The organism is Pseudomonas reinekei (assembly GCF_001945365.1).
Lineage (GTDB): Bacteria > Pseudomonadota > Gammaproteobacteria > Pseudomonadales > Pseudomonadaceae > Aquipseudomonas > Aquipseudomonas reinekei.
The window spans coordinates 192,541-218,697 of record NZ_MSTQ01000001.1; the positions used below are offsets into that span (position 1 = coordinate 192,541).

22 protein-coding genes and 1 pseudogene are annotated in these 26,157 nt (G+C 60.4%); 15 read left to right on the plus strand and 8 right to left on the minus strand.

Annotated elements, in window-relative coordinates; translation table 11 throughout:
• Nucleotides 1-53: 53 nt before the first annotated feature.
• Nucleotides 54-992, minus strand: coding sequence for a site-specific integrase (locus BVK86_RS00915; protein WP_075944619.1), 939 nt, complete (start codon nt 990-992; stop codon nt 54-56).
• 182 nt (nt 993-1,174) lie between these two features.
• Between BVK86_RS00915 and BVK86_RS00920 the strand changes: the two genes are divergently transcribed.
• On the plus strand, nt 1,175-2,551 hold the full coding sequence (locus BVK86_RS00920; RefSeq protein ID WP_075944620.1) for a UDP-glucose dehydrogenase family protein: 1,377 nt from the start codon (nt 1,175-1,177) through the stop codon (nt 2,549-2,551).
• Between the two features lie 138 nt (nt 2,552-2,689).
• Here BVK86_RS00920 and BVK86_RS00925 read toward each other — a convergent pair.
• Nucleotides 2,690-3,654 (minus strand): annotated as a pseudogene (locus BVK86_RS00925) (LysR family transcriptional regulator).
• A gap of 307 nt (nt 3,655-3,961) precedes the next feature.
• On the opposite strand from BVK86_RS00925, the gene argH reads away from it, so the two are divergent.
• The 10 genes from argH (at nt 3,962) to BVK86_RS00975 (ending at nt 14,617) form a co-directional block, all read left to right on the plus strand.
• Nucleotides 3,962-5,389, plus strand: a complete 1,428-nt coding sequence (gene argH, locus BVK86_RS00930) for an argininosuccinate lyase (RefSeq protein ID WP_075944621.1) — start codon at nt 3,962-3,964, stop codon at nt 5,387-5,389.
• Nucleotides 5,390-5,537: 148 nt separating this feature from the next.
• Nucleotides 5,538-6,416: an amino acid ABC transporter permease gene (locus BVK86_RS00935; protein WP_075944622.1), complete on the plus strand. Its 879-nt coding sequence runs from the start codon at nt 5,538-5,540 to the stop codon at nt 6,414-6,416.
• Between the two features lie 10 nt (nt 6,417-6,426).
• Nucleotides 6,427-7,191, plus strand: coding sequence for an amino acid ABC transporter ATP-binding protein (locus tag BVK86_RS00940; RefSeq protein ID WP_075944623.1), 765 nt, complete (start codon nt 6,427-6,429; stop codon nt 7,189-7,191).
• Between the two features lie 39 nt (nt 7,192-7,230).
• Nucleotides 7,231-8,055, plus strand: a complete 825-nt coding sequence (locus BVK86_RS00945; RefSeq protein WP_075944624.1) for an ABC transporter substrate-binding protein — start codon at nt 7,231-7,233, stop codon at nt 8,053-8,055.
• Nucleotides 8,056-8,208: 153 nt separating this feature from the next.
• Nucleotides 8,209-9,057 carry a polysaccharide deacetylase family protein gene (locus BVK86_RS00950; RefSeq protein WP_075944625.1) on the plus strand — a complete coding sequence of 283 codons (849 nt, stop codon included), beginning with the start codon at nt 8,209-8,211 and terminating at the stop codon, nt 9,055-9,057.
• Nucleotides 9,050-9,976, plus strand: coding sequence for a polysaccharide deacetylase family protein (locus BVK86_RS00955; RefSeq protein ID WP_075944626.1), 927 nt, complete (start codon nt 9,050-9,052; stop codon nt 9,974-9,976). Before BVK86_RS00950 ends, BVK86_RS00955 begins: the two co-directional genes overlap by 8 nt.
• A gap of 149 nt (nt 9,977-10,125) precedes the next feature.
• Nucleotides 10,126-11,304 carry an MFS transporter gene (locus BVK86_RS00960; protein WP_075944627.1) on the plus strand — a complete coding sequence of 393 codons (1,179 nt, stop codon included), beginning with the start codon at nt 10,126-10,128 and terminating at the stop codon, nt 11,302-11,304.
• A 159-nt stretch (nt 11,305-11,463) separates the two neighbouring features.
• A complete protein-coding gene (locus BVK86_RS00965; RefSeq protein WP_075944628.1) occupies nt 11,464-12,171 on the plus strand; it encodes an HPP family protein in 708 nt (235 codons plus the stop codon).
• A 184-nt stretch (nt 12,172-12,355) separates the two neighbouring features.
• Complete coding sequence (locus tag BVK86_RS00970) at nt 12,356-13,462, plus strand: enoyl-CoA hydratase/isomerase family protein (RefSeq protein ID WP_075944629.1); 1,107 nt, start codon at nt 12,356-12,358, stop codon at nt 13,460-13,462.
• 3 nt (nt 13,463-13,465) lie between these two features.
• Nucleotides 13,466-14,617, plus strand: coding sequence for an acyl-CoA dehydrogenase family protein (locus BVK86_RS00975; RefSeq protein WP_075944630.1), 1,152 nt, complete (start codon nt 13,466-13,468; stop codon nt 14,615-14,617).
• Between the two features lie 177 nt (nt 14,618-14,794).
• Here BVK86_RS00975 and BVK86_RS00980 read toward each other — a convergent pair whose 3' ends face one another.
• The 6 genes from BVK86_RS00980 to BVK86_RS01005 form a co-directional block, all read right to left on the minus strand.
• Entirely contained in the window at nt 14,795-15,568 is a 774-nt protein-coding gene (locus BVK86_RS00980; RefSeq protein ID WP_075944631.1) for an enoyl-CoA hydratase, read from the minus strand.
• 16 nt (nt 15,569-15,584) lie between these two features.
• Nucleotides 15,585-16,712, minus strand: coding sequence for an acyl-CoA dehydrogenase (locus tag BVK86_RS00985; protein WP_075944632.1), 1,128 nt, complete (start codon nt 16,710-16,712; stop codon nt 15,585-15,587).
• Between the two features lie 159 nt (nt 16,713-16,871).
• A complete protein-coding gene (locus tag BVK86_RS00990) occupies nt 16,872-18,062 on the minus strand; it encodes an acetyl-CoA C-acyltransferase (RefSeq protein WP_075944633.1) in 1,191 nt (396 codons plus the stop codon).
• A gap of 12 nt (nt 18,063-18,074) precedes the next feature.
• The gene (locus BVK86_RS00995) at nt 18,075-18,836 is read right to left on the minus strand and encodes an SDR family NAD(P)-dependent oxidoreductase (protein ID WP_075944634.1); all 762 of its coding nucleotides are present in this window, start codon (nt 18,834-18,836) and stop codon (nt 18,075-18,077) included.
• Between the two features lie 16 nt (nt 18,837-18,852).
• Entirely contained in the window at nt 18,853-20,517 is a 1,665-nt protein-coding gene (locus BVK86_RS01000; protein WP_075944635.1) for an AMP-binding protein, read from the minus strand.
• A 203-nt stretch (nt 20,518-20,720) separates the two neighbouring features.
• On the minus strand, nt 20,721-21,737 hold the full coding sequence (locus tag BVK86_RS01005; RefSeq protein ID WP_075944945.1) for an AraC family transcriptional regulator: 1,017 nt from the start codon (nt 21,735-21,737) through the stop codon (nt 20,721-20,723).
• A gap of 199 nt (nt 21,738-21,936) precedes the next feature.
• On the opposite strand from BVK86_RS01005, the gene efeU reads away from it, so the two are divergent.
• The 4 genes from efeU to efeO (BVK86_RS01025) are packed head-to-tail and all read left to right on the plus strand — an operon-like array spanning nt 21,937 to nt 26,149.
• The gene (gene efeU, locus BVK86_RS01010) at nt 21,937-22,776 is read left to right on the plus strand and encodes an iron uptake transporter permease EfeU (RefSeq protein ID WP_075944636.1); all 840 of its coding nucleotides are present in this window, start codon (nt 21,937-21,939) and stop codon (nt 22,774-22,776) included.
• A gap of 8 nt (nt 22,777-22,784) precedes the next feature.
• Nucleotides 22,785-23,984: an iron uptake system protein EfeO gene (gene efeO / locus BVK86_RS01015; RefSeq protein ID WP_075944637.1), complete on the plus strand. Its 1,200-nt coding sequence runs from the start codon at nt 22,785-22,787 to the stop codon at nt 23,982-23,984.
• Between the two features lie 18 nt (nt 23,985-24,002).
• On the plus strand, nt 24,003-25,301 hold the full coding sequence (gene efeB / locus BVK86_RS01020) for an iron uptake transporter deferrochelatase/peroxidase subunit (RefSeq protein ID WP_075944638.1): 1,299 nt from the start codon (nt 24,003-24,005) through the stop codon (nt 25,299-25,301).
• A gap of 23 nt (nt 25,302-25,324) precedes the next feature.
• Nucleotides 25,325-26,149 carry an iron uptake system protein EfeO gene (gene efeO, locus BVK86_RS01025; protein WP_075944639.1) on the plus strand — a complete coding sequence of 275 codons (825 nt, stop codon included), beginning with the start codon at nt 25,325-25,327 and terminating at the stop codon, nt 26,147-26,149.
• The last annotated feature ends 8 nt before the right edge of the window (nt 26,150-26,157 follow it).

The following is a 26,157-nucleotide window of genomic DNA, read 5'->3' on the forward strand; positions in this document are numbered from 1 at the left end:
TCGACCATCGGCCATGCTCATGTATTGAGTTGAGGGTTTAATCGCGCTGAAGCTCAGAGATCAAAACGGTCAACCGCCCGACGCCGCTCGTTGTCATCGCGCACATCGTACTTGGCGGTGGTCTGGATGTTGCTGTGATGGGCAAGCTTCTGAGCGATCGACAGATCGTGTTCTTCAATCACCCGAGTAATGAACGAGCGGCGGAAATCATGGGGCATGATTTTCACCCCGACCTGCGCTCCCCGCTGCCGGGCAATGTAGTAAATCGCATGCTTGGTGATGCGCTCGCGGGTGATATGGCTGCCGCGCCGGATGCGATTGAACAGGAACGGGTCATCCTCTTCGCCTTCCTTGAGCATCGAGCGGCGCAGCTCCAGCCACGCGTCCAGCTTGGCGAAAGCCCAGGCCGGGGCGTACTTGATCAACTGTTTGTTGCCCTTGGCGGTCACCCGCAGGCTGCGTTCGGCGAAATCAACCTGGTTGAGGTCGAGGTTGACCGACTCAGACTTGCGCATGCCCGAACCGTACAAAATCCCGATGATCGCCGCATCCCTCAGGCCCTGCGGGCGTGGATCGGCAGCGCAGACTTCCATCAGTTCCTGAATCAGCGTGCGCCGCAGGTTGCGCCCCTGGGACAGACGCGTACCGGCAATGCCCTTGACCGAACGCATTTTCAACAGATGTTCCTGACTGATCAGGCTCATGCGCCACGCTTCGTTCATCACCCCGCGCACGGCATTGACGTACAGCGACGAGGTGTTGGGCGCGTAGCCATCGGTGCGCAAAGTGGCGACCAGGGCAATCACGTCCTCGGGTTGCAGGTTATGCCAGGGAATCTCTTCGATGTTCACTTCATCGAAACCCAGGCGATCGGCAGCGTCCTGCAGCACATAGCGCATGGTCAGTTGGCTGGAAGGCGCCAAACGAGCCAGATAGACAGTCAGCGGGTTGGTCTTGGGCGTACTTGAATCAGCAACAGGTAAGTCAGTCAAACGAAACGGCCTTGAAAAAAAGAAGTCGCCACAAACGGTGTGCAAACAAAGAGGGTCGTTACGCTGCCGGTCATGGCCGATAAAGTCAAATTACGCCGACAAGGGCCAACGGCCAGGCGATAGATGAATTGAAACATGACGATGCAATTCTGTTTGCGAGTCGATCGCGGCAGGAGCAAGCCATGAAAATCAGTGTATTTGGTAGCGGTTACGTAGGCCTGGTACAAGCAGCCGTTCTGGCTGAAGTCGGGCATGACGTCGTGTGCATGGACATCGACCCGAAAAAAGTCGAGTTGCTGCAACAGGGGCTCGTGAGCATCTTCGAGCCGGGGTTGGCCAGCCTGGTGCGCGAAAGCCTTGACGCCAGGCGCTTGCAGTTCACCACCGACGAAAAGCTCGCCGTGCAACATGGCCAGGTGCTGTTCATTGCCGTGGGCACGCCGTCGCGGGAGGACGGCTCGGCAGATTTGCGCTACGTCATGTCGGTGGGCGACGCCGTGGCGCGTCATCGCGAGCAACCGGTGATTCTTGTGGAGAAATCCACGGTGCCGGTGGGAACCGGCGACAGCTTGCGCGCGCACATCGACAAATGCCTGATCAAGGTCGGGCGCTTGCTGCAGTTCGATATCGTCTCCAACCCCGAGTTTCTCAAGGAAGGCTCCGCCGTGGCGGATTGCCGGCGCCCGGACCGCATCATCATCGGTTGCGAGCGCGATGAGGTGCGCGAGGTGATGCGTGACCTGTACTCACCGTTCAACCGCAATCATGACCGCATCATGTTCATGGACCTGCGCAGCGCCGAGCTGACCAAGTACGCGGCCAACTGCATGCTGGCGACCAAGATCAGCTTCATCAACCAGATCGCCGAACTCGCCGAACACCTGGGCGCGGACATCGAATCGGTGCGGCTGGGCATCGGCGCTGATTCGCGCATCGGCTACCATTTTATCTACCCCGGCTGCGGTTACGGCGGCTCGTGCTTCCCCAAGGACATGCGTGCGCTGATCCACAGCGCTGAACAAGCACACTGCTCCAGCGATTTGCTGCAAGCGGTAGAAGCCATCAATCAGCGGCAGAAACACAAGCTGTTCGAGCGGATCAAGGCCTACTACAAAGGCGATTTGCGCGGCAGGACGTTTGCCGTGTGGGGGCTTGCGTTCAAACCCAACACCGACGACATGCGCGATGCGCCGAGCCGCGTACTGCTCGAAGCACTGTGGGCAGCGGGTGCCAACGTGCGGGCGTTCGACCCGGAAGCCATGCAGGAAACCCAGCATCTGTATCCCGATGAAAGCAAACTGATGCTCATGGGGACACCGGAGTCGGTTTTGAACGGCGCGGACGCCTTGATCATCTGCACCGAATGGCAACAGTTCAAGGCGCCCGACTTTGATTTGATTCGCCAACGACTCAATGCACCAGTGATCTTTGACGGCCGCAATCTATATGACGCGGAACGACTGGCTCGCAATGGTTTCATGTACTTCCCGATGGGCCGGGGCGAGTCGCGCAAGTTGCCAATACCCTTGCAGCGCTGGCCAGCCGTGTCGGTGGCTTGAGGACACTGTTAGCGACAACTGAAACGATTTTGCAAGTTACTGTTTGCTTTATGCGTAATGTTATTCATTGGCCACTAACCCCCATGAATCAAATGCAAATCCTGTGGGAGCCAGCTTCCACAGGAACCTCATCAGCCATCAAACCGTGGCTTTCAAGTCGACTCCCAGCGCCTGCGCAAATGCCTTCACCAACGGACTGCGGACAGTGTTGTGGCGCAGGATCAGATTGAACGGTGTGACGATGTGGATCAGTTGCGGACGTATCGCGCGAAACTCTCCCTTAGCGACCATCGGCGCAGCGTAATGCTGGGGCAGGAAGCCCACGAAACGGCCGGTTTTGATCAGCAGCGCCACGGCTTCCACCTGGGTGGCGGACGCGGAAAAACTGTCGTAGTGGGCAAAATTCAATTTGTCTCGATGGATCGCGTACCGGTGGTTGACGCACTCGTAATCCTTGAGCACGTTGTCGCCAATGTCCGCATCCGCCCTGTCGAACAAGGGGTGACCGACCGCGCAATAAACCTCCGAGCGTTCCTCATATAACGGGTAATAATCAAACTCTTCGCGCTTTTGATAAACGGGACAATACCCGCCACTAAACGTCCTTCTACGACGCCTCTTTCAACTTCATCAAGCTGCGTTGCCTGAAGTTGAAAGCGCACCTTGGGCGACTGTTCGTTTATTCGTCTAAGCGCAGCAACTAAAGGCGAATTACAGTCGCCAATTGTATTATCAATCACCCCCACACCAAGATCGCCGATCAGTTCGTTCTGCGCAGAACTAAGCCGATCGCGAAAGTTATCGACCGAAGCAAATAAATCAATGGACGCCTGATACACCAGACGCCCCTCTTCGGTCAGGTGAAAGCCCTCTCGCCCCCGAGTGCACAGACGCATACCGATGCGGATCTCAAGGTCGGAAATCTGTTTGCTGATCGCCGCCAGCCCCACATTCAGCTCGTTTTGCGCGGCACTGAAACCGCCAGCCTCGACCACTGCCTTGAACACCTTGAGCAATTTGAAGTCCAGCCCACTCAGGGCCAAAGGTGCCCGCTGCAGCGTCTTCGGCGCCGGGTTTCCGGAATTGGAAAGTGGGGTTTCCATAATGCTTATTTACCTCTGGCGCGCTATTCAACACTCTGTGCTCAACAACAAAAACATAGCTGGCCTAATAATAATGAACACAGAAAACCAGGCTTGGCAACCGCCAAAAAAAACCGGACATCAGTGCCAACTCACTGATCTCGAAACATAAAAAGCTGACACTTCGCTCAGCTCTCGCAACGAAGCAACTGCATTTATCCCCTGCCCTCGAATATTGATTAGGCCTGATTCCGTCCGGAAGAATTTCGGCAGATGGATCAGGTCTGGCACACCGATTTCAGCTCGCGTTACCACGAGGAAAACAACAATGTCTCAAACCACCGACCGTCTCTGGGGTGCTCGCTTTAAAAGCGGTCCGTCCGAAGCCCTGGCCGCCCTTTCCCGTTGCCCCGAGCGCTACTTCCGCCTCACCCCTTACGACCTCGCCGGTTCCAAGGCTCACGCCCGGGAACTGCAGCGCGCCGGCTTGCTGAGCGAACAAGAAGCCCAAACCATGCTCGACGCCCTGGAACATATCGGTGCTGACTTCCGCGCCGGCAGCATTGCGCCGACCCTGGACGACGAAGACGTCCACACCTTCATCGAACGCCTGCTGACCGAGCGCCTTGGCGCGCTGGGTGGCAAGCTGCGGGCCGGCCGCTCGCGCAATGATCAGACTGCCAACGACCTGCGTCTGTTTTTGCGCGATCACGTGCGCACCCTCGCCGTTGAAGTGTTGGCCTTGCAACAGGCGCTGGTGGCTCAGGCCGAGCAACACATCGAGAGCATCTGCCCCGGTTTTACCCACTTGCAGCAGGCGCAGCCGATCGTCTTCGCGCATCACTTGCTGGCCCACTCGCAATCGATGCTGCGTGACGTACAACGCCTGGTGGATTGGGACGCGCGCACCTCACTGTCGCCTCTTGGCGCGGCAGCCATGGCCGGTTCGGCCATCGCTCGCCTGCCGCAGCAATCGGCGAAAGAAATGGGTTACAGCGGGGTTTGCGAAAACTCCATCGACGCCGTGGCCAGTCGCGACCACGTCGCCGAATTCCTGTTCATCGCCAGCATGCTCGGTATCAATATCTCGCGCCTCGCCGAAGAGTTCTGCCTGTGGTCGTCACGGCAATTCCGCTGGGTTGCGCTGGACGATGCCTACGCCACCGGCAGTTCGATCATGCCGCAGAAGAAAAACCCGGACATCGCCGAACTGGCCCGTGGCAAGGCGGGACGCCTGATCGGCAACCTGACCGGTCTGCTATCGACGCTCAAATCCTTACCGCTGTCCTACAACCGCGACTTGAGCGAAGACAAGAACGGCGTACTCGACAGCGTCGACACCCTGTTGCTGGTGTTGCCGGCGATGGCCGGGATGGTCGCGACCATGAAGGTCAACGTTGAAGAGCTACGGCGTCAGGCGCCACTGGGCTTTACCCTCGCCACCGAAGTCGCCGACTGGCTGGCGGTACGCGGCGTGCCGTTCAAGGAAGCACACGAGATCACCGGGGCGCTGGTTCAGGCCTGTGAGAAACACGACATCGAACTGTGGGAAGCCTCGCCGGCGCTGCTGGCCGAGATCGACCCACGGCTGACCCCGGAAGTGCGCGACAGCTTGACGCTGGAAGCCGCCATCGCTGCTCGCAGTGGTTGGGGCGGTACCGCCCCGCAACAAGTGCGCGAGCAGATCGGCCGACTGAAAACCGCCCTTGGCGCGCAACAGCAGTGGACCGAAAACTACCAGGGCTTCCGCCTCTGAAGCTGCACACGAAACCTGTGGGAGCGAGCCTGCTCGCGAACGCGGTAGCCCATTCAATCAGTGTTGACTGATCCACCACATTCGCGAGCAGGCTCGCTCCCACAGGGGAATGTGGTGGACCAGAAAAAAAGTGTATGGAGAACCAAACATGAGCCAGACACAGGCAGAACGACTCCAGGCGGAGCGCAAACTGGCGGAAAACCAGTTTGATATCACCCAGTACGACCACGTACCCCGGCGCTATTACGGACGGATTTTTTTCGCCACGGTGATCGTCATCGCCATTATCGGCCTGGTGCGCGCCTTCGCCGAAGGCAAGATCGAATGGTCGTACATCGGCCAGTTCCTCACCTCCCAGGCGATCATGTGGGGGTTGCTCAACACCATCGTCATGGCCGTGCTGGCCATGGCCCTGGGCATCGTGTTCGGGGTGATCACCGCGATCATGCGCATGTCAGCCAACCCGATCCTGCGCTACGTAGCAGTCACCTACACCTGGCTGTTTCGCGGCACGCCACTGATCCTGCAACTGCTGTTGTGGTTCAACCTGGCCCTGATCTTTCCCACCATCGGCATTCCCGGGTTGTTCGAAATCGACACCGTGAGCGTGATGACGCCGTTCGTGGCCGCCCTGCTCGGTTTGAGCATCAACCAGGGCGCCTACACCGCCGAAGTGGTGCGCGCCGGCCTGCTGTCGGTGGACACCGGTCAGTACGAAGCCGCCAAGTCGATCGGCATGCCACGCCTGCAAGCGCTGCGCCGGATCATCCTTCCGCAGGCCATGCGCATCATCATTCCGCCGGTGGGCAACGAGTTCATCGGCATGGTGAAAATGACCTCGCTGGCGAGCGTCATCCAGTACTCGGAACTGCTCTACAACGCGCAGAACATCTACTACGCCAACGCCCGCGTGATGGAGCTGCTGATCGTCGCCGGTATCTGGTACCTGGCCACCGTCACCGTCCTGTCCTTCGGCCAGAGCCGCCTGGAGCGTCGTTTCGCTCGCGGCGCCGGCAAGCGTTCTTGAGGAGCCCCACATGAGAAGCATCGTCAAGGCCGTGAGCCTGAACAAGTATTACGACCAGTACCACGCGCTCAAAGACATCAACATCGAAGTCGAGCAAGGCGAAGTGCTGTGCATCATCGGCCCGTCCGGCTCCGGCAAAAGCACCTTGCTGCGCTGCGTCAACCAGCTGGAAAAGATCGACAAGGGCGGCCTGTGGGTCGACGGCGAACTGGTGGGTTACCGCATCGTCGGCAACAAATTGCACGAGCTCAACGAAACGCAGATTGCCCGCCAGCGCCTGTCCACCGGCATGGTGTTCCAGCGCTTCAACCTGTTCCCGCACATGACCGTGCTGCAAAACATCATCGAAGGGCCGTGCCAGGTGCTCAAGCGTTCGCCCAAGGAAGCGCACGAAGAGGCCCTGGAATTGCTCGCCCGCGTCGGCCTGGCCGACAAACGCGACAGCTACCCGATCGAACTCTCGGGGGGTCAGCAACAACGCGTGGCCATTGCGCGTGCATTGGCCATGCGTCCCAAGCTGATGCTGTTCGATGAACCCACTTCGGCACTCGACCCGGAACTGGTCGGTGAGGTGCTGTCGGTGATGCGCGACCTCGCGCAAACCGGCATGACCATGATCGTCGTCACCCATGAACTGGGCTTCGCTCGCGAGGTTTCCAACCGCATGGTGTTCATGGACGGCGGGCAGATCGTGGAGGCTGGAAGCCCCGAAGAAATACTAATAAGTCCGCAAAACCCGCGCACCCAAAGCTTCATTTCTGCCGTTCGAACCTAAGCGTTCATTGACGCTCACAACACTCATAAGAGAACGACCATGAAGAACTTCGTTATCCCAGCAGTACTCGCAGGCGTGATGGCATCCGGTTTCAGCACCGCCGCCCAATTGCCGGCCAGCATCAAGGACAAGGGCGAGATCGTTGTGGCGATCATGCCGAACTACCCGCCGATGGACTTCAAGGACCCGGCCACCAACACCCTCACCGGCTTCGACTATGACCTGGGCAACGCCCTGGCCGAGCGTCTGGGGGTGAAGATCAAATGGCAGGAAACCGGCTTCGAACAAATGATCAACGCCCTGACCACCGACCGCGTGGACATGGTGCTGTCGGGCATGACTGACACCGCCGAACGTCAGGCCAGCGTGACTTTCGTCGATTACTTCACCAGCGGCCCGCAGTTCTACACCTTGCAGAAAAACAAGGACACCAACGAAATCGTCGACCTGTGCGGCAAAAAAGTCGGCACCAGCCGCCGTACCACCTTCCCGTCGGAAATCGCCGAGTGGAGCAAGGCCAACTGCGAAGCAGCCGGCAAACCGGCGATCAACGTAGTCGGCACCGAAGGCTCCGCCGACGCCCGCGCGCAATTGCGCCAGAGCCGTATTGACGCGGCCATGCAGGGCAGCGAAACCCTGTCCTATCTCAAGACGCAGGAAAAGGACATGTACAAAACCGTGGGCCTGCCGATTTCCGAGCAGTTCACCGGGATGGGTGTAAGCAAGAAAAAGCCTGAGCTGAGCGAAGCGGTGAAGGTCGCATTGCAAAGCATGATCGACGACGGCAGCTACCAGGCCATCCTGAAGAAGTGGGACCTGGAACTGGGTGCGATCAAGACCGCGACCATCAACGCCGGGAAGTAATCGCGCAGGCGCCCCGAATCCAATGTGGGAGCGAGCCTGCTCGCGATTGCGGTGTGTCAGGCAACCAGGATGTTGACTGGCCCGGCCTCATCGCGAGCAGGCTCGCTCCCACAGGAATCGGGTGTTTACTTGAAGATAACTGGAGCACCACAGATGTCCGCCTCCCCGCAACCCACCTGGCCCGACCGGCACAAGGCTTGCCTGGCCCTTGCCTTCGACCTGGATGGCCCGACCGGTGATGCCATGCTCAACGGTTCGATCTGGCGCAAGCCCGAGTATTTTGGCTTCGGCGGATACGGTCCTTACCGCGCATTGCCACGGATTCTCGATCTGCTCGATGCGTTCAAGATCCCGACCACCTTCTTCGTCCCGGCCTGGGTGGTGGAAAACTGGCCGAAACAATGTCAGGCGATTGTCGAGCGCGGGCATGAAGTGGCGTATCACGGCTATAAACACGAATCTTTCTACGCCCTGACGCTGGAACAGCAAAAGGACGTGATGAAGCTGTCCCGCGAGGTGTTCTGGAAGCACCTGCACATCCGCGCCGAAGGTTTTCGCACGCCTTCCGGAGACTGGCGCGCCGAAACACCGGCCATGCTGGTAGAGGCCGGCGTGACTTACTCCAGCAGCATGCGCGGCGATGACCGGCCGTACCTGGTCAAAGTGCCGGGTCATGACACACCGCTGGTGGAAATCCCCGGTCGCTGGGAAATGGACGACTACGCCTCACTCGCCTACACCCGCGCACCGAACTTCCCCTCAGGCCTCGACCGCACGGCCAGTTACGCGTTGACCCTCGACAACTGGTGCCGCGAGTACGACGGTGCGATGAACGAAGGCTTGTGCCTGACCACCCTGTTCCACCCCAAGATCACCGGTAAACCAGGACGCATCCTGTTGCTGGAAAAACTCTTCGAACACATGCGCCGGCGCGACGATGTGTGGTTCGCCACCTGCCGCGATGTCGCCCAGTGGTGGCTGAAGGAGCATCACCATGGCTGATTCCAATGCCTGGCCCAAGGGCTATCGCTGCGCAGTGGTACTGACGGTCGATTACAACGACATCCACGGCATCCTCACCCAGGCCCCGGAAGTCGCCGGTCGCGACAAGACCCTGTCGGTCTGGCGTTACGGCACCCAGCGCGGGGTCGAGCGTTTGCTCGGCCTGTTCAAGGAACTTGGCGTCCCGAGCAGCTGGTTCGTGCCCGGCATCGTCGCCGAGGAAAATCCCGGACACATCCATGCGATCAGGGCTGGCGGTCATGAAATCGCCTGCGCCGGGTATCGCCATCAGGACTACGATACGCTTGATCTTGCTGCCCAAAGCGCTGAAATCGCCATGGGTTGCGAAGCGCTGACGGCTCTGACGGGTGAACGTCCAAGCGGTTTTCGAATCCCCGCCGGCAATGGTGCGCCGGGCTTCATCAAGGCACTCAGCGCTCAGGGCATTCGCTGGTCGTCGTCATGGCGCGGCGATGATCTGCCGTTCGCCCACCCGACGGCCCCGCAAGTGATCGAACTGCCGCTGCACTATGAACTGGAGGACGAACCCTACTTCGCCTTCAACCTGAGCCCTGCCGTCCCTCCGGCGCAATCGCGGATCGCCTCCTACAGCCACACCTTGGGCAACCTGCAAATGGACTTCGCCGGCTTTCACCGCTTCGGCCTGTGCTACGTGCTGCGCCTGCACCCGGAAATCATCGCCACGCCGGGGCGCATTGGCGTGTTGCGCGAATTGCTCGAAGGCATGTTGCAGCACGACGACGTATGGATCACCACCGGCGGCGAAGTCGCGCAATGGTGGGCCGAATCAGCGCCCCCCGTGACCGACGACCATCCGGCCTCAGTGTATGAGCGGCACTACCGGGATCGAATTGAAGAAATGGGCCCGGTGCGTACACTGGATCGGCGGCAGACTTGAAAGGTGCAATCAGTACCGGCCTTATCGCAAGCACGCTCGCTCCGACGGTTGAAATGCGATCCCCTGTGGGAGCGAGCCCGCTCGCGATTGGCTACGACGCGGTCCATCGGCGAACACTAAACATCTGAATAAGGACATTTGCACCCACCGTGGCCACTTACTCGCTCGTTATTCGTCGGTTGATGATCGTTTCACTGACCATCGTCGTCAGCCGCGCCATCACCAGCCCGTTGCTCACGCTGTTCCTGAGCAACAAACTGGGCCTGAATCAACAGGACGTCGGCCTGCTGCTGGGTATCGCGGTGTTCGTCGCCACCCTGCTCGCCCTGTATGGCGGCTACATCATCGACCGCCTGGAAAAACGCCGGTTGCTGATTTTGGCGATGCTCTCCAGCGCCGTCGGCTTTGTGCTGCTGACCTTTGCTGAAAACCTCTACCTGACCACCGCTACACTGGTGATCACCGAGACCGCGTCTGCGCTGTTTCTCATCGGTTCCAAAGCCATCCTCAGCGAAAACCTGCCCATGGGCCAACGCGCCAAGGCGTTTTCCCTGCGCTACACGTTGACCAACATCGGCTATGCCACCGGCCCCATGCTGGGTGTGGTGATTGCTGGCGTCTATCCGATTGCACCGTTCCTGATGGCCGGCGGCATCGCTTTTTTCAGCATTTTCCTGATGATCGGCATCCCGAAGGACTCGGCACAGACGCCGACGATTGGCCCACCGCAGAGTTTTCTCAAGACCCTGGTTACCCTGAAAAACGACCGAACCCTGATCATGTTCACCTGCGGCTGCCTGCTCAGTACCGTGGTGCATGGCCGCTTCACTCTGTACCTGTCGCAATACCTGCTGGTGACCCACGATTCCAAAGACGCCCTGAACATCATGGCCGCGCTGCTCGCCTGCAACGCCATCAGCGTGATCCTGCTGCAGTACCAGATCGGACGGTTCCTCAATCGGGAAAAGCTGCGCTTCTGGATCGCCGGTGGCACCAGCCTGTTCATCCTCGGCCTGATTGGCTTCAGCCTGGCCGACAACCTGGTCAGTTGGTGCCTGGCAATGTTCATCTTCACCCTCGGTGAGATGATCATTTACCCGGCCGAATTCCTCTTCGTCGACACCCTGGCCCCGGAAGAACTGCGCGGCAGCTATTACGGTGCACAAAACCTGGCGGCCCTCGGTGGCGCCCTGAGCCCGGTGATTTGCGGCTTCCTGTTGATGCATACCCCGGCGCCCACCATGTTTTACGCCTTGAGCGCGCTCACCGCGATGGGCGGATTCTTGTGCTTCATGAGCGGACGACGCGTAGCTTTACATCAGAATTAATGAACTGAAGCTTCATTAATATGAATTTGTCAGCATCAGCAATGATCGGCACACTGTCGTCGTTCCTCCCCCAATAGTTGGAACAACTTCAAGGGCTTTCTGGATATCCCAGATAAGCCTTTTTTTTTCCTGAAATTTTTCATTGGAAAATTCACCATCATGCTCGCTCGCTGGCTGCCCGCCGCCATTAACACCCGCCCTTCCGAATGGAGCCGCGCCGCCATCGGCATGGCCCTTGGCACCTTGCTCAGTGTCTGGCTGTGTGGCCAGGTATTTGGCATCGAAGTGGCGCACCACCTGATCGGGCCGCTGGGGGCGTCGGCGGTGTTGCTGTTTGCCGTGTCGTCCGGTGCACTGGCGCAGCCGTGGTCGGTTGTTGGCGGTTACCTGAGCGCCAGCGTGGTATCGCTGCTGGTGGCCCATGTGCTGGGGCGAACACTGGGCAGTGCTTGTCTCGCAGCCGGCATGGCGCTGGTGCTGATGTGCTGGCTACGCTGCCTGCATCCCCCGGCTGGCGCGTTGGCGCTGATCCTGGTGCTGGCTGACCCGGCAACCATTGCCATGGACTGGAAAGCCCTCGGCCCGGTGATGCTCGGTGCGTCGATCATGCTGCTAAGCGCCCTGGCCTATAACAACCTGACGCGCATCCGATACCCCAAGGGCGCCGCTGAGCCGGTGGCGGTGGTGCCTGCCGACCATCCTCCCGTGGAGTCCCAGGCCATCACTGCCCAGGACCTGAAACTGGCCCTGGCCGAGATGGAAGCCTTCTTCGACGTCACGCCTGAAGACCTCGAACAATTGATCCATGCCAGTGAACTGCACGCCAAGCGGCGCAGTATCGGCGAAGTGTTGAGCCGTAGCGCCTGATCACACTGGCCCCTGTGGCGAGAGAGCTTGCTCCCTCGCCACAGAGGTGTGGGATCATCATGCAAAAATGCAGTAAGCGCCTGCACATATCCCGGTTGTACATCACAAATTTGCACTGTTACGATCCTGCAACGCTCGCGCGCGAGCTACTCAAATAAAGAACAATAAAAGCAGGGAGTTAGTGATGACTGCTCAGGTTTCATCGAAGGGCACGCAGACCCTGGAGGCCACGCAACATGAAGTGCTGGCCGAGGTACGCAACCACATCGGGCATCTGACCCTCAACCGCCCCGCCGGCCTCAACGCCATTACCCTGGACATGGTGCGCGACCTGCACCGCCAGCTCGATGCCTGGGCTCAGGACTCGCAGGTGCACGCGGTGGTTTTGCGCGGTGCCGGTGAAAAGGCTTTTTGTGCCGGTGGCGACATCCGCTCGCTGTACGACAGCTTCAAAAGCGGTGACACCCTGCACGAAGATTTCTTCGTCGAGGAATACGCCCTCGATCTCGCGATTCACCATTACCGCAAGCCGGTGCTGGCGCTGATGGACGGTTTCGTCCTCGGTGGCGGCATGGGACTGGTGCAAGGCGCCGATCTGCGGGTAGTTACCGAGAAAAGTCGCCTGGCGATGCCGGAAGTCGGCATCGGCTATTTCCCGGACGTCGGCGGCAGTTACTTCCTGCCGCGCATTCCCGGCGAACTGGGGATTTACCTGGGGGTCAGCGGCGTGCAGATCCGTGCCGCGGATGCTCTGTATTGCGGCTTGGCTGACTGGTACCTCGACAGCAGCAAACTGGCCACGCTGGACGAAAAACTCGATCAGCTCGAATGGCGAGATACGCCGCTCAAAGACCTGCAAAGCCTGCTGGCGAAACTCGCCGTACAGCAATTGCCCGATGCGCCATTGGCGACTTTACGCCCGGCCATCGACCACTTCTTCGCCCTGCCCGACGTGCCGAGTATGGTTGAGCAAATGCGTGAAGTGACGGTCGCCGACAGCCACGAATGGGCGACAGCCACCGCCGACCTGCTGCAGACCCGTTCACCGCTGGCCATGGGCGTGACCCTGGAAATGCTCCGTCGCGGACGGCACCTGAGCCTTGAACAATGTTTTGCCCTGGAGCTGCACCTGGACCGCCAGTGGTTCGAGCGCGGCGACCTGATCGAAGGCGTGCGCGCCTTGCTGATCGACAAAGACAAGAACCCGCGCTGGAACCCGCCGACCTTGCAGGCGCTGGACGCCGAACACGTCGCGAGTTTCTTCAACGGTTTCGATGAGAGCGGGAGCTGAACCATGCACGATCTCGAATTGACCGAAGAACAAGTCATGATCCGCGACATGGCCCGGGACTTTGCCCGCGGCGAAATCGCGCCTCACGCCCAGGCCTGGGAAAAGGCCGGCTGGATCGACGACGCCCTGGTGGCGAAGATGGGTGAACTGGGCCTGCTCGGCATGGTGGTTCCCGAAGAATGGGGCGGCACCTATGTCGACTACGTGGCCTATGCGCTAGCGGTCGAAGAAATTTCCGCGGGCGATGGCGCAACCGGCGCCTTCATGAGCATCCACAACTCAGTGGGCTGCGGTCCGGTGCTCAACTACGGCAGTGAAGAACAGAAGCAAACCTGGCTCGCGGATCTTGCCAGCGGCCAGACCATCGGCTGCTTTTGCCTGACCGAACCCCAGGCCGGTTCCGAAGCGCACAACCTGCGCACCCGCGCCGAACTGCGCGACGGCCAGTGGGTCATCAACGGCTCCAAGCAATTCGTCAGTAACGGCAAACGGGCCAAACTGGCGATCGTGTTCGCGGTGACCGACCCGGACTTGGGCAAGCGCGGTATTTCGGCGTTCCTGGTGCCCACCGACACTGCCGGTTTTATCGTCGACCGCACCGAACACAAGATGGGCATTCGCGCATCGGATACCTGCGCGGTCACTTTGAACAACTGCACCATTGCCGAGGCCAACCTGCTGGGTGAACGCGGCAAAGGCCTGGCCATCGCCCTGTCCAACCTCGAAGGCGGCCGCATCGGCATCGCCGCGCAAGCGCTGGGCATCGCCCGCGCAGCCTTCGAAGCGGCGCTGGCCTATTCCCGCGATCGCGTGCAGTTCGACAAACCGATCATCGAGCACCAGAGCATCGCCAATCTCCTGGCCGACATGCACATGCAGTTGAACGCCGCACGGTTGATGATCCTGCATGCCGCACGCCTGCGCACGGCGGGCAAACCCTGCCTGTCGGAGGCTTCGCAAGCCAAATTGTTTGCCTCGGAAATGGCCGAGAAAGTCTGCTCCTCAGCGATTCAGATTCATGGCGGATATGGCTATCTGGAGGATTACCCGGTGGAGAAGTACTACCGGGATGCGCGGATCACCCAGATCTATGAAGGGTCGAGCGAGATTCAACGGATGGTGATTGCCCGCGAACTGAAGAACTACCTGGTTTAAAAACCTGCAGGGGTGAGCTCGCTCGCGATTGAGGTCAACGATGACGAGGGGACCTGAATCCATCCGGTGTCCTCAGGTTTTTCGCGAGCAGGCTCGCTCCCACAGTAGATCCTCGGTGTATATGAGGTCCACTGTGGGAGCGAGCCTGCTCGCGAAGAGGCCCACAAGCACGCTACATCATTTGCCTTGGAACTCGGCCTCACGCTTGGCAATGAACGCCGCCATTCCTTCCTTCTGATCCTGCGTCGCAAACGCCGCATGGAACACGCGACGCTCAAAACGAACACCTTCGGACAGGCTCACTTCAAAGGCGCGGTTGACGCTTTCCTTGACCATCATGGCAATCGGCAAGGACTTCCTGGCGATCAACGCTGCGACTTTCAGCGCTTCGTCCAACAGCTCATCGCTCGGCACAATCCGCGCCACAATCCCGCAACGCTCCGCTTCCACCGCATCGATCAGCCGACCACTGAGGCACATTTCCATAGCCTTGGCCTTGCCCACGGCGCGCGTCAGGCGCTGGGTGCCGCCCATGCCCGGCAACACGCCAAGGTTGATTTCCGGCTGGCCGAATTTGGCATTGTCGCCGGCCAGGATAAAGTCGCACATCAACGCCAGTTCACAACCGCCGCCCAAGGCGAAACCGTTGACCGCCGCAATGATCGGCTTACGGCGGTTGGCCACGCGGTCGCTGTCGCTGAACAGGTCGTCGAGGTAGATCTGCGGATAGGTCAGCTCGGCCATTTCCTTGATGTCGGCGCCGGCGGCGAAGGCTTTTTTCGAACCGGTCAGCACGATGCAACCGATGTTCGAGTCAGCCTCAAAACCATCGAGGGCATGGTTCAGCTCGCTGACGAGCTGCGCGTTCAACGCGTTCAGCGCTTGCGGACGGTTCAGGGTGATCAGGCCGACACGGCCGTGGGTTTCCAGCAAAATCGTTTCGTAGCTCACGTAGGTGTTCCTTCTTTCAAAGATTGCGCGAAATGACCATGCGCTGAATATCGCTGGTGCCTTCGTAGATCTGACAAACCCGCACGTCGCGGTAGATCCGCTCCAGCGGGAAGTCGTTCAAGTAACCGTAACCGCCTAGGGTTTGCAACGCCGAGGAACAGACTTTCTCGGCCATTTCCGAGGCGAACAGCTTGGCCATCGACGCTTCGACCAGCGCCGGTTGACCGCTGTCACGCAGGGCGGCGGCGTAATGCACCATTTGCCGCGCGACGGCGATCTGGGTCGCCATATCAGCCAGTCGGAATGCGACAGCCTGATGCTCGATGATCGGCTTGCCGAAACTCTCGCGCTCACGGGCGTAATCGCGGGCCGCTTCGAACGCGGCGCGGGCCATGCCCACCGATTGCGAGGCGATACCGACGCGTCCGCCTTCGAGGTTGGCCAGGGCGATCTTGTAGCCCTCGCCTTCTTCGCCCAAGCGGTTGGCCACCGGGACTTTGACGTCCTCGAAGAGGATCTGGCAGGTGTCCGACGCATGCTGGCCGAGCTTGTCTTCGACACGCGCGACTGCGTAGCCCGGCGAGTCCGTGGGCACGATGAAAGCGCTGATGCCGCGCTTGCCGGCACTCGGGTCGGTCACCGCAAACACAATCACAACCCCGGCGTTTTGCCCGGAGGTGATGAACTGTTTGCAGCCGTTGAGCACGTAGTGATCGCCGTTCAGGTTGGCGCGGGTTTTCAGGCCGCTGGCGTCGGAACCGGCTTGCGGTTCGGTCAGGGCAAATGCACCGAGCATGGCGCCGCTGGCCAAGGGCTTAAGAAAACGTTCTTTCTGATCATCGTTGCCGTAATGCAGGATCGGCACACAACCCACCGAGTTGTGCACGCTCATGATGGTCGAGCAGGCACCGTCGCCGGCGGCGATTTCTTCCAGGGCCATGGCGTAGGCCAGGTAGCCGGTGTCGCAACCGCCCCACTGCTCCGGCACCAACATGCCGAAGAAACCCAGCTCAGCCATCTCGCCGATGGCTTCCTTGGGGAAACGGTGCTCCCGGTCCCATTCGGCGGCGAAGGGTTTCAGCCGCTCCTGGGCGAACTGCCGGGCCATGTCACGGATTTGTTGTTGGTCGTCATTGGGGATCATGGTGAATCCTTACAAATCTTGAACAAAGAAACGGGTTGAAACACAGAACCTGTGGGAGCGGGCTTGCCCGCGAAGAGGCCGTACCCGCCAACATAAATGCTGTCTGACCCACCGCCATCGCGGGCAAGCCCCCTCCCACAGGGAATTGCATTAGCCGTACTACACGCATTCCACGGCCATGGCCGTCGCTTCGCCACCACCGATGCAGATCGCTGCAACGCCGCGCTTCAGGCCTTTCTGGCGCAATGCCGAAAGCAACGTCACCAGAATCCGCGCACCCGACGCACCAATCGGGTGACCCAAGGCACAAGCCCCGCCGTGCACGTTGAGTTTCTCGTGGGGGATTTCCAGATGCGTCATCGCGGCCATGCCGACCACGGCGAAGGCTTCGTTGACTTCCACCAGGTCCACGTCATTGAGCGACCAGCCGGTTTTCTTCATCAACTTTTTGATGGCGCCAATCGGTGCCACCGGGAACAGGCCCGGGGTATCGGCGAACGCCGCGTGACCATGGATCACCGCCAACGGCTTCAGCCCGCGCTTATCGGCTTCGGAGCGACGCATCAGCACCAGCGCCGCCGCACCGTCGGAGATCGAGCTGGAGTTCGCCGCCGTCACCGTACCGCCTTCGCGGAACGCCGGTTTCAGTGAAGCGATCTTGTCCAGTTTGGCCTTCGGCGGCTGTTCGTCATTGCTGATGGTCACCTGCTCTTTGCCGACGGTCACGGTCAGCGGCACGATCTCGTCCTTGAAGCGGCCGTCCTTGATCGCCTGTTGTGCGCGTGTGGTGGAGGCAATGGCAAAGGCATCCTGCGCCTCGCGGCTGAAACCGTTGGTTTCGGCGCAATCCTCGGCAAAAGTGCCCATCAGGCGGCCCTTGTCGTAGGCATCCTCAAGGCCGTCGAGGAACATCGAATCCTGCACCTTGCCGTGGCCCATGCGATAGCCGCTGCGGGCGCGGTCCAGCAGGTACGGCGCGTTGGACATGCTTTCCATGCCCCCGGCGATCACCACTTCGGCGCTGCCGGCAACCAGCATGTCGTGGGCCAGAATGGCCGCTTCCATGCCCGAGCCGCACATTTTGTTGAGGGTGGTGCAGCGGGTGGATTTGTCCAGCCCGGCGCCCAGTGCCGCCTGGCGGGCCGGGGCCTGGCCGAGGCCGGCAGGCAGTACGCAGCCGAACAGCACTTCATCAACCGCATCGCTGGCGACACCGGCGCGTTCGACCGCAGCCTTGATCGCCGCAGCGCCGAGTTGCGGTGCGGTGAGGCTTTTCAAATCGCCCTGAAAACCGCCCATCGGGGTGCGGACGGCGCTGACGATGACAATCGGATCGTTGGAAAGGCTCATGTCAAATCCTCCTTATTTCGCGGCCATGCGCAAGGCACCGTCGAGACGGATCACCTCGCCATTGAGCATGCTGTTTTCAATGATATGCCGCACCAGCGCGGCGTATTCGGCAGGCTTGCCCAGACGCGGCGGGAACGGCACACCAGTGGCCAGGGAATCGCGCACTTCCTGGGTCATGCCGGCCATCATCGGCGTTTCGAAAATGCCCGGGGCGATGGTCATCACACGGATGCCGAAGCGCGCCAGTTCCCGGGCGGCAGGCAAGGTCAGGCTGACAATCGCACCTTTGGACGCTGCGTAGGCCGCCTGGCCGATCTGGCCGTCGTAGGCTGCTGCAGATGCGGTATTGATGATCACGCCGCGTTCGCCATCGGCGTCCGCCTCGGTTTCGGCAATTGCCGCCGAGGCCAGGCGCAGCATGTTGAAGCTGCCAATCAGGTTGACGTTGATCACCTGACTGAAGCTGACCAGAGCGTGCGGACCGTTCTTGCCGAGGATCTTCTCGCCGCGCACGATGCCGGCGCAATTGACCAGGCCATTAAGGCCGCCAAAAGCTTTGACTGTCGCCTGCACCGCCGCTTCAGCCGCCGCTTCGTTGCTGATGTCCGCGACCACGCTGTGCGCGCCCAAACGCTGGGCCTGGGCGGCAACCGCTTCGGCATTCATGTCCACCAGCATCACTTTGGCACCCGCCGCGACCAGCATTTCAGCGGTGGCCGCACCGAGGCCGGAAGCACCGCCGGTGACGAGAAAAACCTTGTTTTCGATCTGCATCATTGTTTCCTTGGATTCAAGCTGAAACGTTCTTCGCCGCGGCCTCTTGAGCCTTGGCGATCTCCTGGTTGCGCAAGATAAAGCGCTGCAATTTGCCGCTTGGGGTTTTCGGCAACTCGCTGACAAATTCGATTTCACGGGGGTACGAGTGCGCCGCCAGACGTTTGCGCACGTGTTGACGCAGCTCTTCGGCCAATTCGGGTTCGGCGCGGTACTGCGCACTGAGCACGACGAAGGCTTTGACCAGCTCGGTGCGCTCCGGATCGGGCTTGCCGACGACGGCCGCTTCAACCACGGCCGGGTGTTCAATCAGCGCACTTTCCACATCGAACGGGCCGACGCGGTAGCCTGAGGTGGTGATGACGTCATCGCTGCGACCGACAAAGCTGATGCTGCCGTCCGGGTTCCACTCGACCGTATCGCCGCTCAGGTAATAATCACCAACGAAAGCCTTGGTCGGCGCACCTTCGTAACCGGCGAACCAGCACATCGGCGACTGGGTGCGGTCGATGGCGAGGATGCCCGGCTGGCCGACGTCCAGTTCCTTGTAGTGGTCGTCCAGCACCACGATGCGGTGTCCCGGCGAGGCAAAACCGGCAGCGCCCATGTGGATCGGGTGTTCCAGCGCGTGGTGATTGCACAGCACCATGCCGAGCTCGGTCTGGCCATAGTGGTCGTGAATGACCACACCGAGCTGGTCGGCGAACCAGCGGATCACCTCTGGATTCAACGGCTCGCCGGCGCTGCTGACGATTCGCAGCTTGCCCTTGATCGACTTGGCGAACTCATCGCCGCCGGCAATCAACAGACGATAAGCCGTCGGCGAACCGGTGAGATTGGTGATGCCGTACTTGTTGATGACGCGGCAGGTGCTTTCGAGGGTGAACGGGCCGTCGTAAAACGTGATCGGGTGCCCCATGGCCATCGGACCGGTCACGCCGAAATAAATGCCGTAGGCCCAGCCCGGATCGGCCACGTTCCAGAACGCATCTTCCGGACGCAGATCCACGGCGTCGCGGGTGTAACTCTGGAACGCGACGATGGCTTTGAGCGGCACCGACAGTGCTTTCGATGGGCCGGTGGTGCCCGAGGTGAACATCAGCAGGAATGGATCTTCGCCGGTCAGCATCACCGGTTCGCAGTGGTGGGAATAGTTGGCCAGTTCGGCCCAGAAACTGAAGTCGCCCTGAACGATGCCTTGGCCTTTTGGGCCAGCGACGGTAACGATGGTCGGGCAATCGGCGACTTCGGCGAGTTTCGAGCGGTTGCCTGCATCGGTAACCACGACTTTGGCGCCGGAGCAGCCGAGGCGATGTTCGATCGCCTTGGGGCCGAACGCCGTGAACAACGGCTGGTAGACCGCGCCGATGCGCCAGGTGGCAAACACGGTGATGAGCAATTCGATGTTACGGGGCAACAGGCCGGCGACTTTGTCGCCTTTTTTCACGCCTTGGGCCAGCAGGAAATTGGCAAAGCGCGCGGCTTTGTCTTGCAGGTCGGTGAAGGTGTACGTGGCACTGGCGCCGTCGCGTCCTTCCCAAAACAGTGCGATTCGACCGGGCAACGCATGGCGGTCGCAACATTCGACGCAGGCGTTGACGGCTGTCAGATCACCCGCGAGTGCGGCGTCGACGGTGTGCTGATAATTGAACTGTGAAACAGCAGACAAGTAATCGCGCATTGCCAGAATCCCTCTGTGTTTTTATTAGGTTGGGGGAACCGTAACTAACAGGGAAATACTCGCTCTGCGCGGGGCGCCGGGCAATGGTCAAAGTTATCAAGTTGCTTGACTGGTTTGGCCAAGATCCAGAAGTGCAGTGCCTGTGAGGGCCTCATCGCGAGCTTGCTCGCGATGACGTCAGCCCGGACGATGCAAATCTCGGATCAATGGGATTCGTTCAGAATCAAACTCCGGTAATGCCCCGGATTGGACCCCGACCACTTGCGAAACGCCTTGTAGAACGAACTCGCATCGGCAAACCCCAGCCGCGCGGCGATGTCGGCGAAGCTGATGCTCGGCTCGGCCAGCCAGACAATCGCCAATTCCTTGCGCACGCTGTCCTTGAGCCCTTGATAGGTCTGGCCTTCCTCTGACAACCGACGACGCAGGGTCGAAGCCGACATGCACAGGCGTTGGGCCAGGGCTTCGGTTTCCGGCCATTGTTCGGCGGGCAGTTGCCGCAGGTCGTGCTTGATACGGTTGGCCAGGCTTTGCGGATCGCGATATTTCACCAGAATGTTGGCCGGCGCATGGGCCAGGAATCGCTTGAGTTCTTCCGCCGTGCGCTTGATCGGCAGGTCGAGGCAATCGGCAGAGACAATCATCCGCGTGCGTGGCCGGTCGAAACGCAGGTTCTCGGAAAACATCACCTGATAGTCATCGCAAAAATCCGGCGGCGGGCAACGCAACTCGATGGCCAGGATCGGAATCCGCCGCCCCGCCAGCCAGCACGCCACGCCGTGCACGATCATCCAGTAAGTGAAATAGGTGAAGGCGCGGCGCGGATCGTGGTCGCTCTCCAGCAGCACGATTTCTGCCAGGCTTTGCTGGCGAACCAATTCGGCGGGCATGCGTTCGAGCATTAACGACAGGAAGCCCAGGCCGCTGGTGAGGCCCGCCGCCACGTTCGGCTGGAGCATGGCGCAGCGGCACAGAAACTCGAAGCTGCCGGCCTTGAGCTTGCGTGGGTCCATGCCGAAAAACTCATCGTCGCCACGCCGGGCCAGCAAGCGCCACAGTCGCGCGTAGGACGTAGCCGGGACCCGCGCGACGCTGTTGTCCAACAGCGACGGATCAATGCCGACCTTGTGCAACACCTCGTCGGTGACAGCGCCCGGGGCGCAGCTTTGCAACAGCGCTTCACGCACCAGTTGGATGGAGATGGTGTCTTTTTCCGACATTGAGCCAGGCATGCCCTGTTCGTGTTTGAGTGGTGGGCATATTAGCGCAGCCCGTTTGTGCAAAGGAGATCCGTGTAGGAACTGCGTGATCTTGCAAACTGTTCAGCTTAGGTTCAGCCAAATGTCAATCAATCACATATGGGAATGAGTGTCATTATGTTACAACTTAGCACCCTATCTAAATCCTTGACGGTGCTGAATGCTCGTTCCTTTTCTGATCATGCTGCGCGAAGGTATCGAGGCCGCGTTGATCGTTGGCATCATCGCCAGTTACCTTCAACAGACCGGTCGCGGGCAGTGGATGCCCGCCGTGTGGATCGGCGTCTTTCTTGCGGCCGCCCTCGCGCTGCTGGTGGGCGGCGGCCTGGAACTGGTCAGCGCTGAATTCCCGCAAAAACAACAGGAGCTGTTCGAAGGCGTGGTCGGCCTGGTGGCCGTGGGCATCTTGAGTTCCATGGTGTTCTGGATGCGCAAGGTGGCGCGCTCGATCAAGCATTCGCTGCACGCGTCTCTCGATCTGGCGCTGACCGGCTCCAGACATCAGGTGACCGCACTGATCGCCATGGTGTTTTTTGCCGTGGCCCGGGAAGGCCTGGAAACGGTGTTCTTCCTGCTCGCAGTGTTCCAGCAAAGCGAAGGCCCGGCGGCACCGCTCGGCGCCCTGCTCGGCCTGATCCTGGCCATCGTCGTCGGCTTCCTGATCTACACCGGCAGCATGCGTCTGAACCTCGGCGCGTTCTTTCGCTGGACCGGTCTGTTCATCCTCGTGGTGGCGGCCGGGATTCTCGCCAATTCCGTGCAGGCGCTACATGAAGCCGGGGTGTGGAACCACCTGCAAACCGTGCTTTTCGACATCAGCGCCTCGCTGCCGATGGATGGCCCGCTGGGCTCGGTGCTGGCCGGCATGTTCGGTTATCAGGATGCGCCGACCGTGAGCACCCTCGGCGCCTGGCTGATTTACCTGCTGGTGGCGCTGGTGATGTTTTTCCTCCCCGCCCCTGCCCCGTCCAGACAGTCTTCTTCCGTTTCCAGCCAGTAAGGGCAACCATGCCAAACCAATTTCCTTCCCAGCCTTCCCCTCCCCGCGCCTTGCGCTGGGGGGTGGCAGGTTCGGTAATCGTGATGATCGCCGCCGGTGGCCTGTTCTATTACGCCTCGAAAATCGCCGCCGCCAGACGCCTGGCCAACCACGACGAAGTGCTGGTGGCCATTCACCCCCAACGCTGCGAACCCAATGCGTTGACGGTGCCGGCCGGTCGCACCAGTTTCCGCATCGTCAACCGCTCGGAACGTGCCGTTGAATGGGAAATCCTCGATGGCGTGCTGGTGGTCGAGGAGCGCGAGAACATCGCGCCCGGTCTGAGTCAGGTGATCAACGCCAACCTCATGCCCGGCGACTACGCGATCACCTGCGGCCTGTTGAGCAACCCACGCGGCACCCTGCACGTCACGCCGACGGCGGCGTCCGATGCAGCGGCCAAGGCCAAGCCATCCATGGTGGCGTTTGTCGGACCGTTGTCAGAGTTTCGCGTGTACTTGAGCCTGCAGGGCACAGCGCTGATCAAAGCCGTGACCGCCCTCGAGCAAGCCATCGACGCCGGCGACTTGAGCGAGGCGCAAGCCCTGTATCCGCCAGCCCGTGCGGCTTATCAACGACTGGCTCCCGCGGCCCAACGCCTGGCCGAGCTGGACAACACGATCAACGCCCGCGCCGATTACTTCGAGAAGCGCGAGCAGGATCCGGGTTTCATCGGCTTCCACCGCCTCGAATACGCGCTGTTCCAACAGCGCGACATTGATGGACTGGCACCTGTCGCCCAGTGCCTGCTCGCCGACGTCACCCGCCTCAAACAACAACTGCTGGCCCAATCGCTGCCGCCGGAACAGCTGGTGAGCATCGTGGTGCGCAACCTCAACGGCCTTGCCGAGGTACGCGCCATTAGCGGCGAAGAGGAACGCTACAGCCACACTGACCTGAACGGTTTCAGCGGCAACCTCGACGCCGCCCGCAAGGTCGTCGACCTGTTGCGGCCGTTACTGGCGAAATCCGCAGCGCAGTTGCTGCCGAAGATTGACTCGGCCCTCGCCGCCTTCGATGCCGAGCTCAACGGTTTTAACGTCAGTGACGGCTACGCCAGTTACGACAGCGTAAACGCCCAGCAGCGACAGCAAATCGCCGACAAGGCCAAGGCTCTCGCCGACGCCCTCGATGGCATTGATCCCGCCCTTGGCCTTTCCGGCCTGTAAGCAGAAGACCCTTTTCAGATGAACGATTCAGAGCCATTCAACCTTCAACGTCGCCGGGTACTGATGGGCATGGGCGCCGCCGGTGTCGCCCTGGCCGGTACAGCATTGAGCTGCCCCGCCATGGCCGCCAGTCCCGCGCAGGTCACCGAAGCCCCGCGCAGCGATAAAACCGAAGACCGTCACGACTTCCACGGCAAACGGCAGAGCGGCATTGTCACCCCACGCCCGGCGTCCGGCATGTTGGTATCGTTTGATGTACTCGCCACCGATCGTGAAGACCTGGAACGCCTGTTCCGCACCCTCAACGAACGCATCGCGTTCCTGATGAAGGGCGGCCCGGTGACTCAGGTCGACCCGAAATTGCCACCGGTGGACTCGGGGATTCTCGGCCCGGTCGTCACCCCGGATAATCTGACCATCACCGTCTCGGTTGGCGAGTCTCTGTTCGACGAGCGATTTGGCCTGGCCGCCGTCAAGCCCAAGCGCCTGATCCGCATGGTCGGTTTTCCCAACGATGCGCTGGACGCCGATTGCTGCCACGGCGACCTGAGCCTGCAGTTTTGCGCCAACACCGCCGACACCAATATTCACGCCTTGCGCGACATCGTGAAAAACCTGCCGGACCTGTTGCTGGTGCGCTGGAAACAGGAAGGCAGCGTGCCGCCCCAGGCGCCGGCGAAACCCGGCGTGCCGGCGCAGAGCGCACGCAACTTCCTCGGTTTTCGTGATGGTTCGGCTAACCCTGATTCCAACGATGCCGAGGCCATGGACCGTATCGTCTGGGTCCAGCCCGGCAGCGACGAACCGGCCTGGTCCACGAACGGCAGCTATCAGGCGGTTCGGATCATCCGCAACTTTGTCGAGCGCTGGGACCGCACACCGTTGCAGGAGCAGGAAAGCATACTTGGCCGAGTCAAAAGCAGCGGCGCGCCCATGGGTGGCACCCATGAAACGCAAGTCCCGGACTACGCCAAGGACCCCGAAGGCAAGCTGACCAAGCTCAACGCGCACATCCGTCTGGCCAACCCGCGCACGGCCGCAACCCAGGCCAACCTGATCCTGCGCCGGCCATTCAACTACTCCAACGGCGTCAACAAAAACGGTCAGCTCGACATGGGCCTGTTGTTCATTTGCTATCAGGCAGATCTGGAGAAAGGCTTCATCACCGTGCAAACCCGCCTCAATGGCGAGCCGCTGGAGGAATACCTCAAACCGGTGGGCGGCGGTTACTTCTTCACCCTGCCCGGCGTGACGGGCGACCGGGACTTCATCGGTCGCGCCCTGCTGGCTGCCATACAACCCACAAAAACCGCCTGAACAACCCAACACGGAGCCGTCCCATGAAAAAGTCGCCACTGGCGTTAATGCTGACCCTAGGCTTGCTCAACACCCCATTTTCAGCGTTCGCGGCCACGGCGCCGCTGGCGTTGGTGCAGCCGATTTCCGATTACAAGATCTACGTCACCGAGCAGCTCGATGAACTGGCCAGCCACACCCAGCAGTTCACCGACGCGGTGAAACAAGGCGACCTGGCCACTGCGAAAAAGCTCTACGCGCCAACCCGGGTTTACTACGAGTCGATCGAGCCGATCGCCGAACTGTTCAGTGACCTTGATGCCGCCATCGACTCACGTGTCGACGACCATGAAAAAGGCGTGAGCGCCGAAGACTTCACCGGTTTTCACCGCATCGAATATTCGTTGTTCTCGCAGAACAGCACCCAGGGGCTAGGCGACCTGGCGGACGGCTTGAACAAAGACGTCAAAGACCTGCAAACCCGCGTCGCCGGCCTGACGTTCCCACCGGAAAAAGTTGTAGGCGGTGCCGCTGCATTACTTGAAGAAGTGGCGGCCACCAAAGTCTCCGGCGAGGAAGATCGCTACAGCCACACCGATCTGTATGACTTCCAGGGCAACATCGACGGCGCCAATAAAATCGTCGATCTGTTCCGTCCGCAAATCGAAAAACAGGACGCTGCGCTCGTCGCCAAAGTCGACAAAAACTTCACCACGGTGAACACCATCCTGGCCAAGTACAAGACCCAGGATGGCGGTTTCGAGACTTACGACAAAGTGAAGGAAAACGACCGCAAAGCGCTGGTCGGTCCGGTCAATACACTGGCTGAGGATTTGTCGACGTTGCGGGGCAAGCTTGGTTTGAACTGAATATGTGA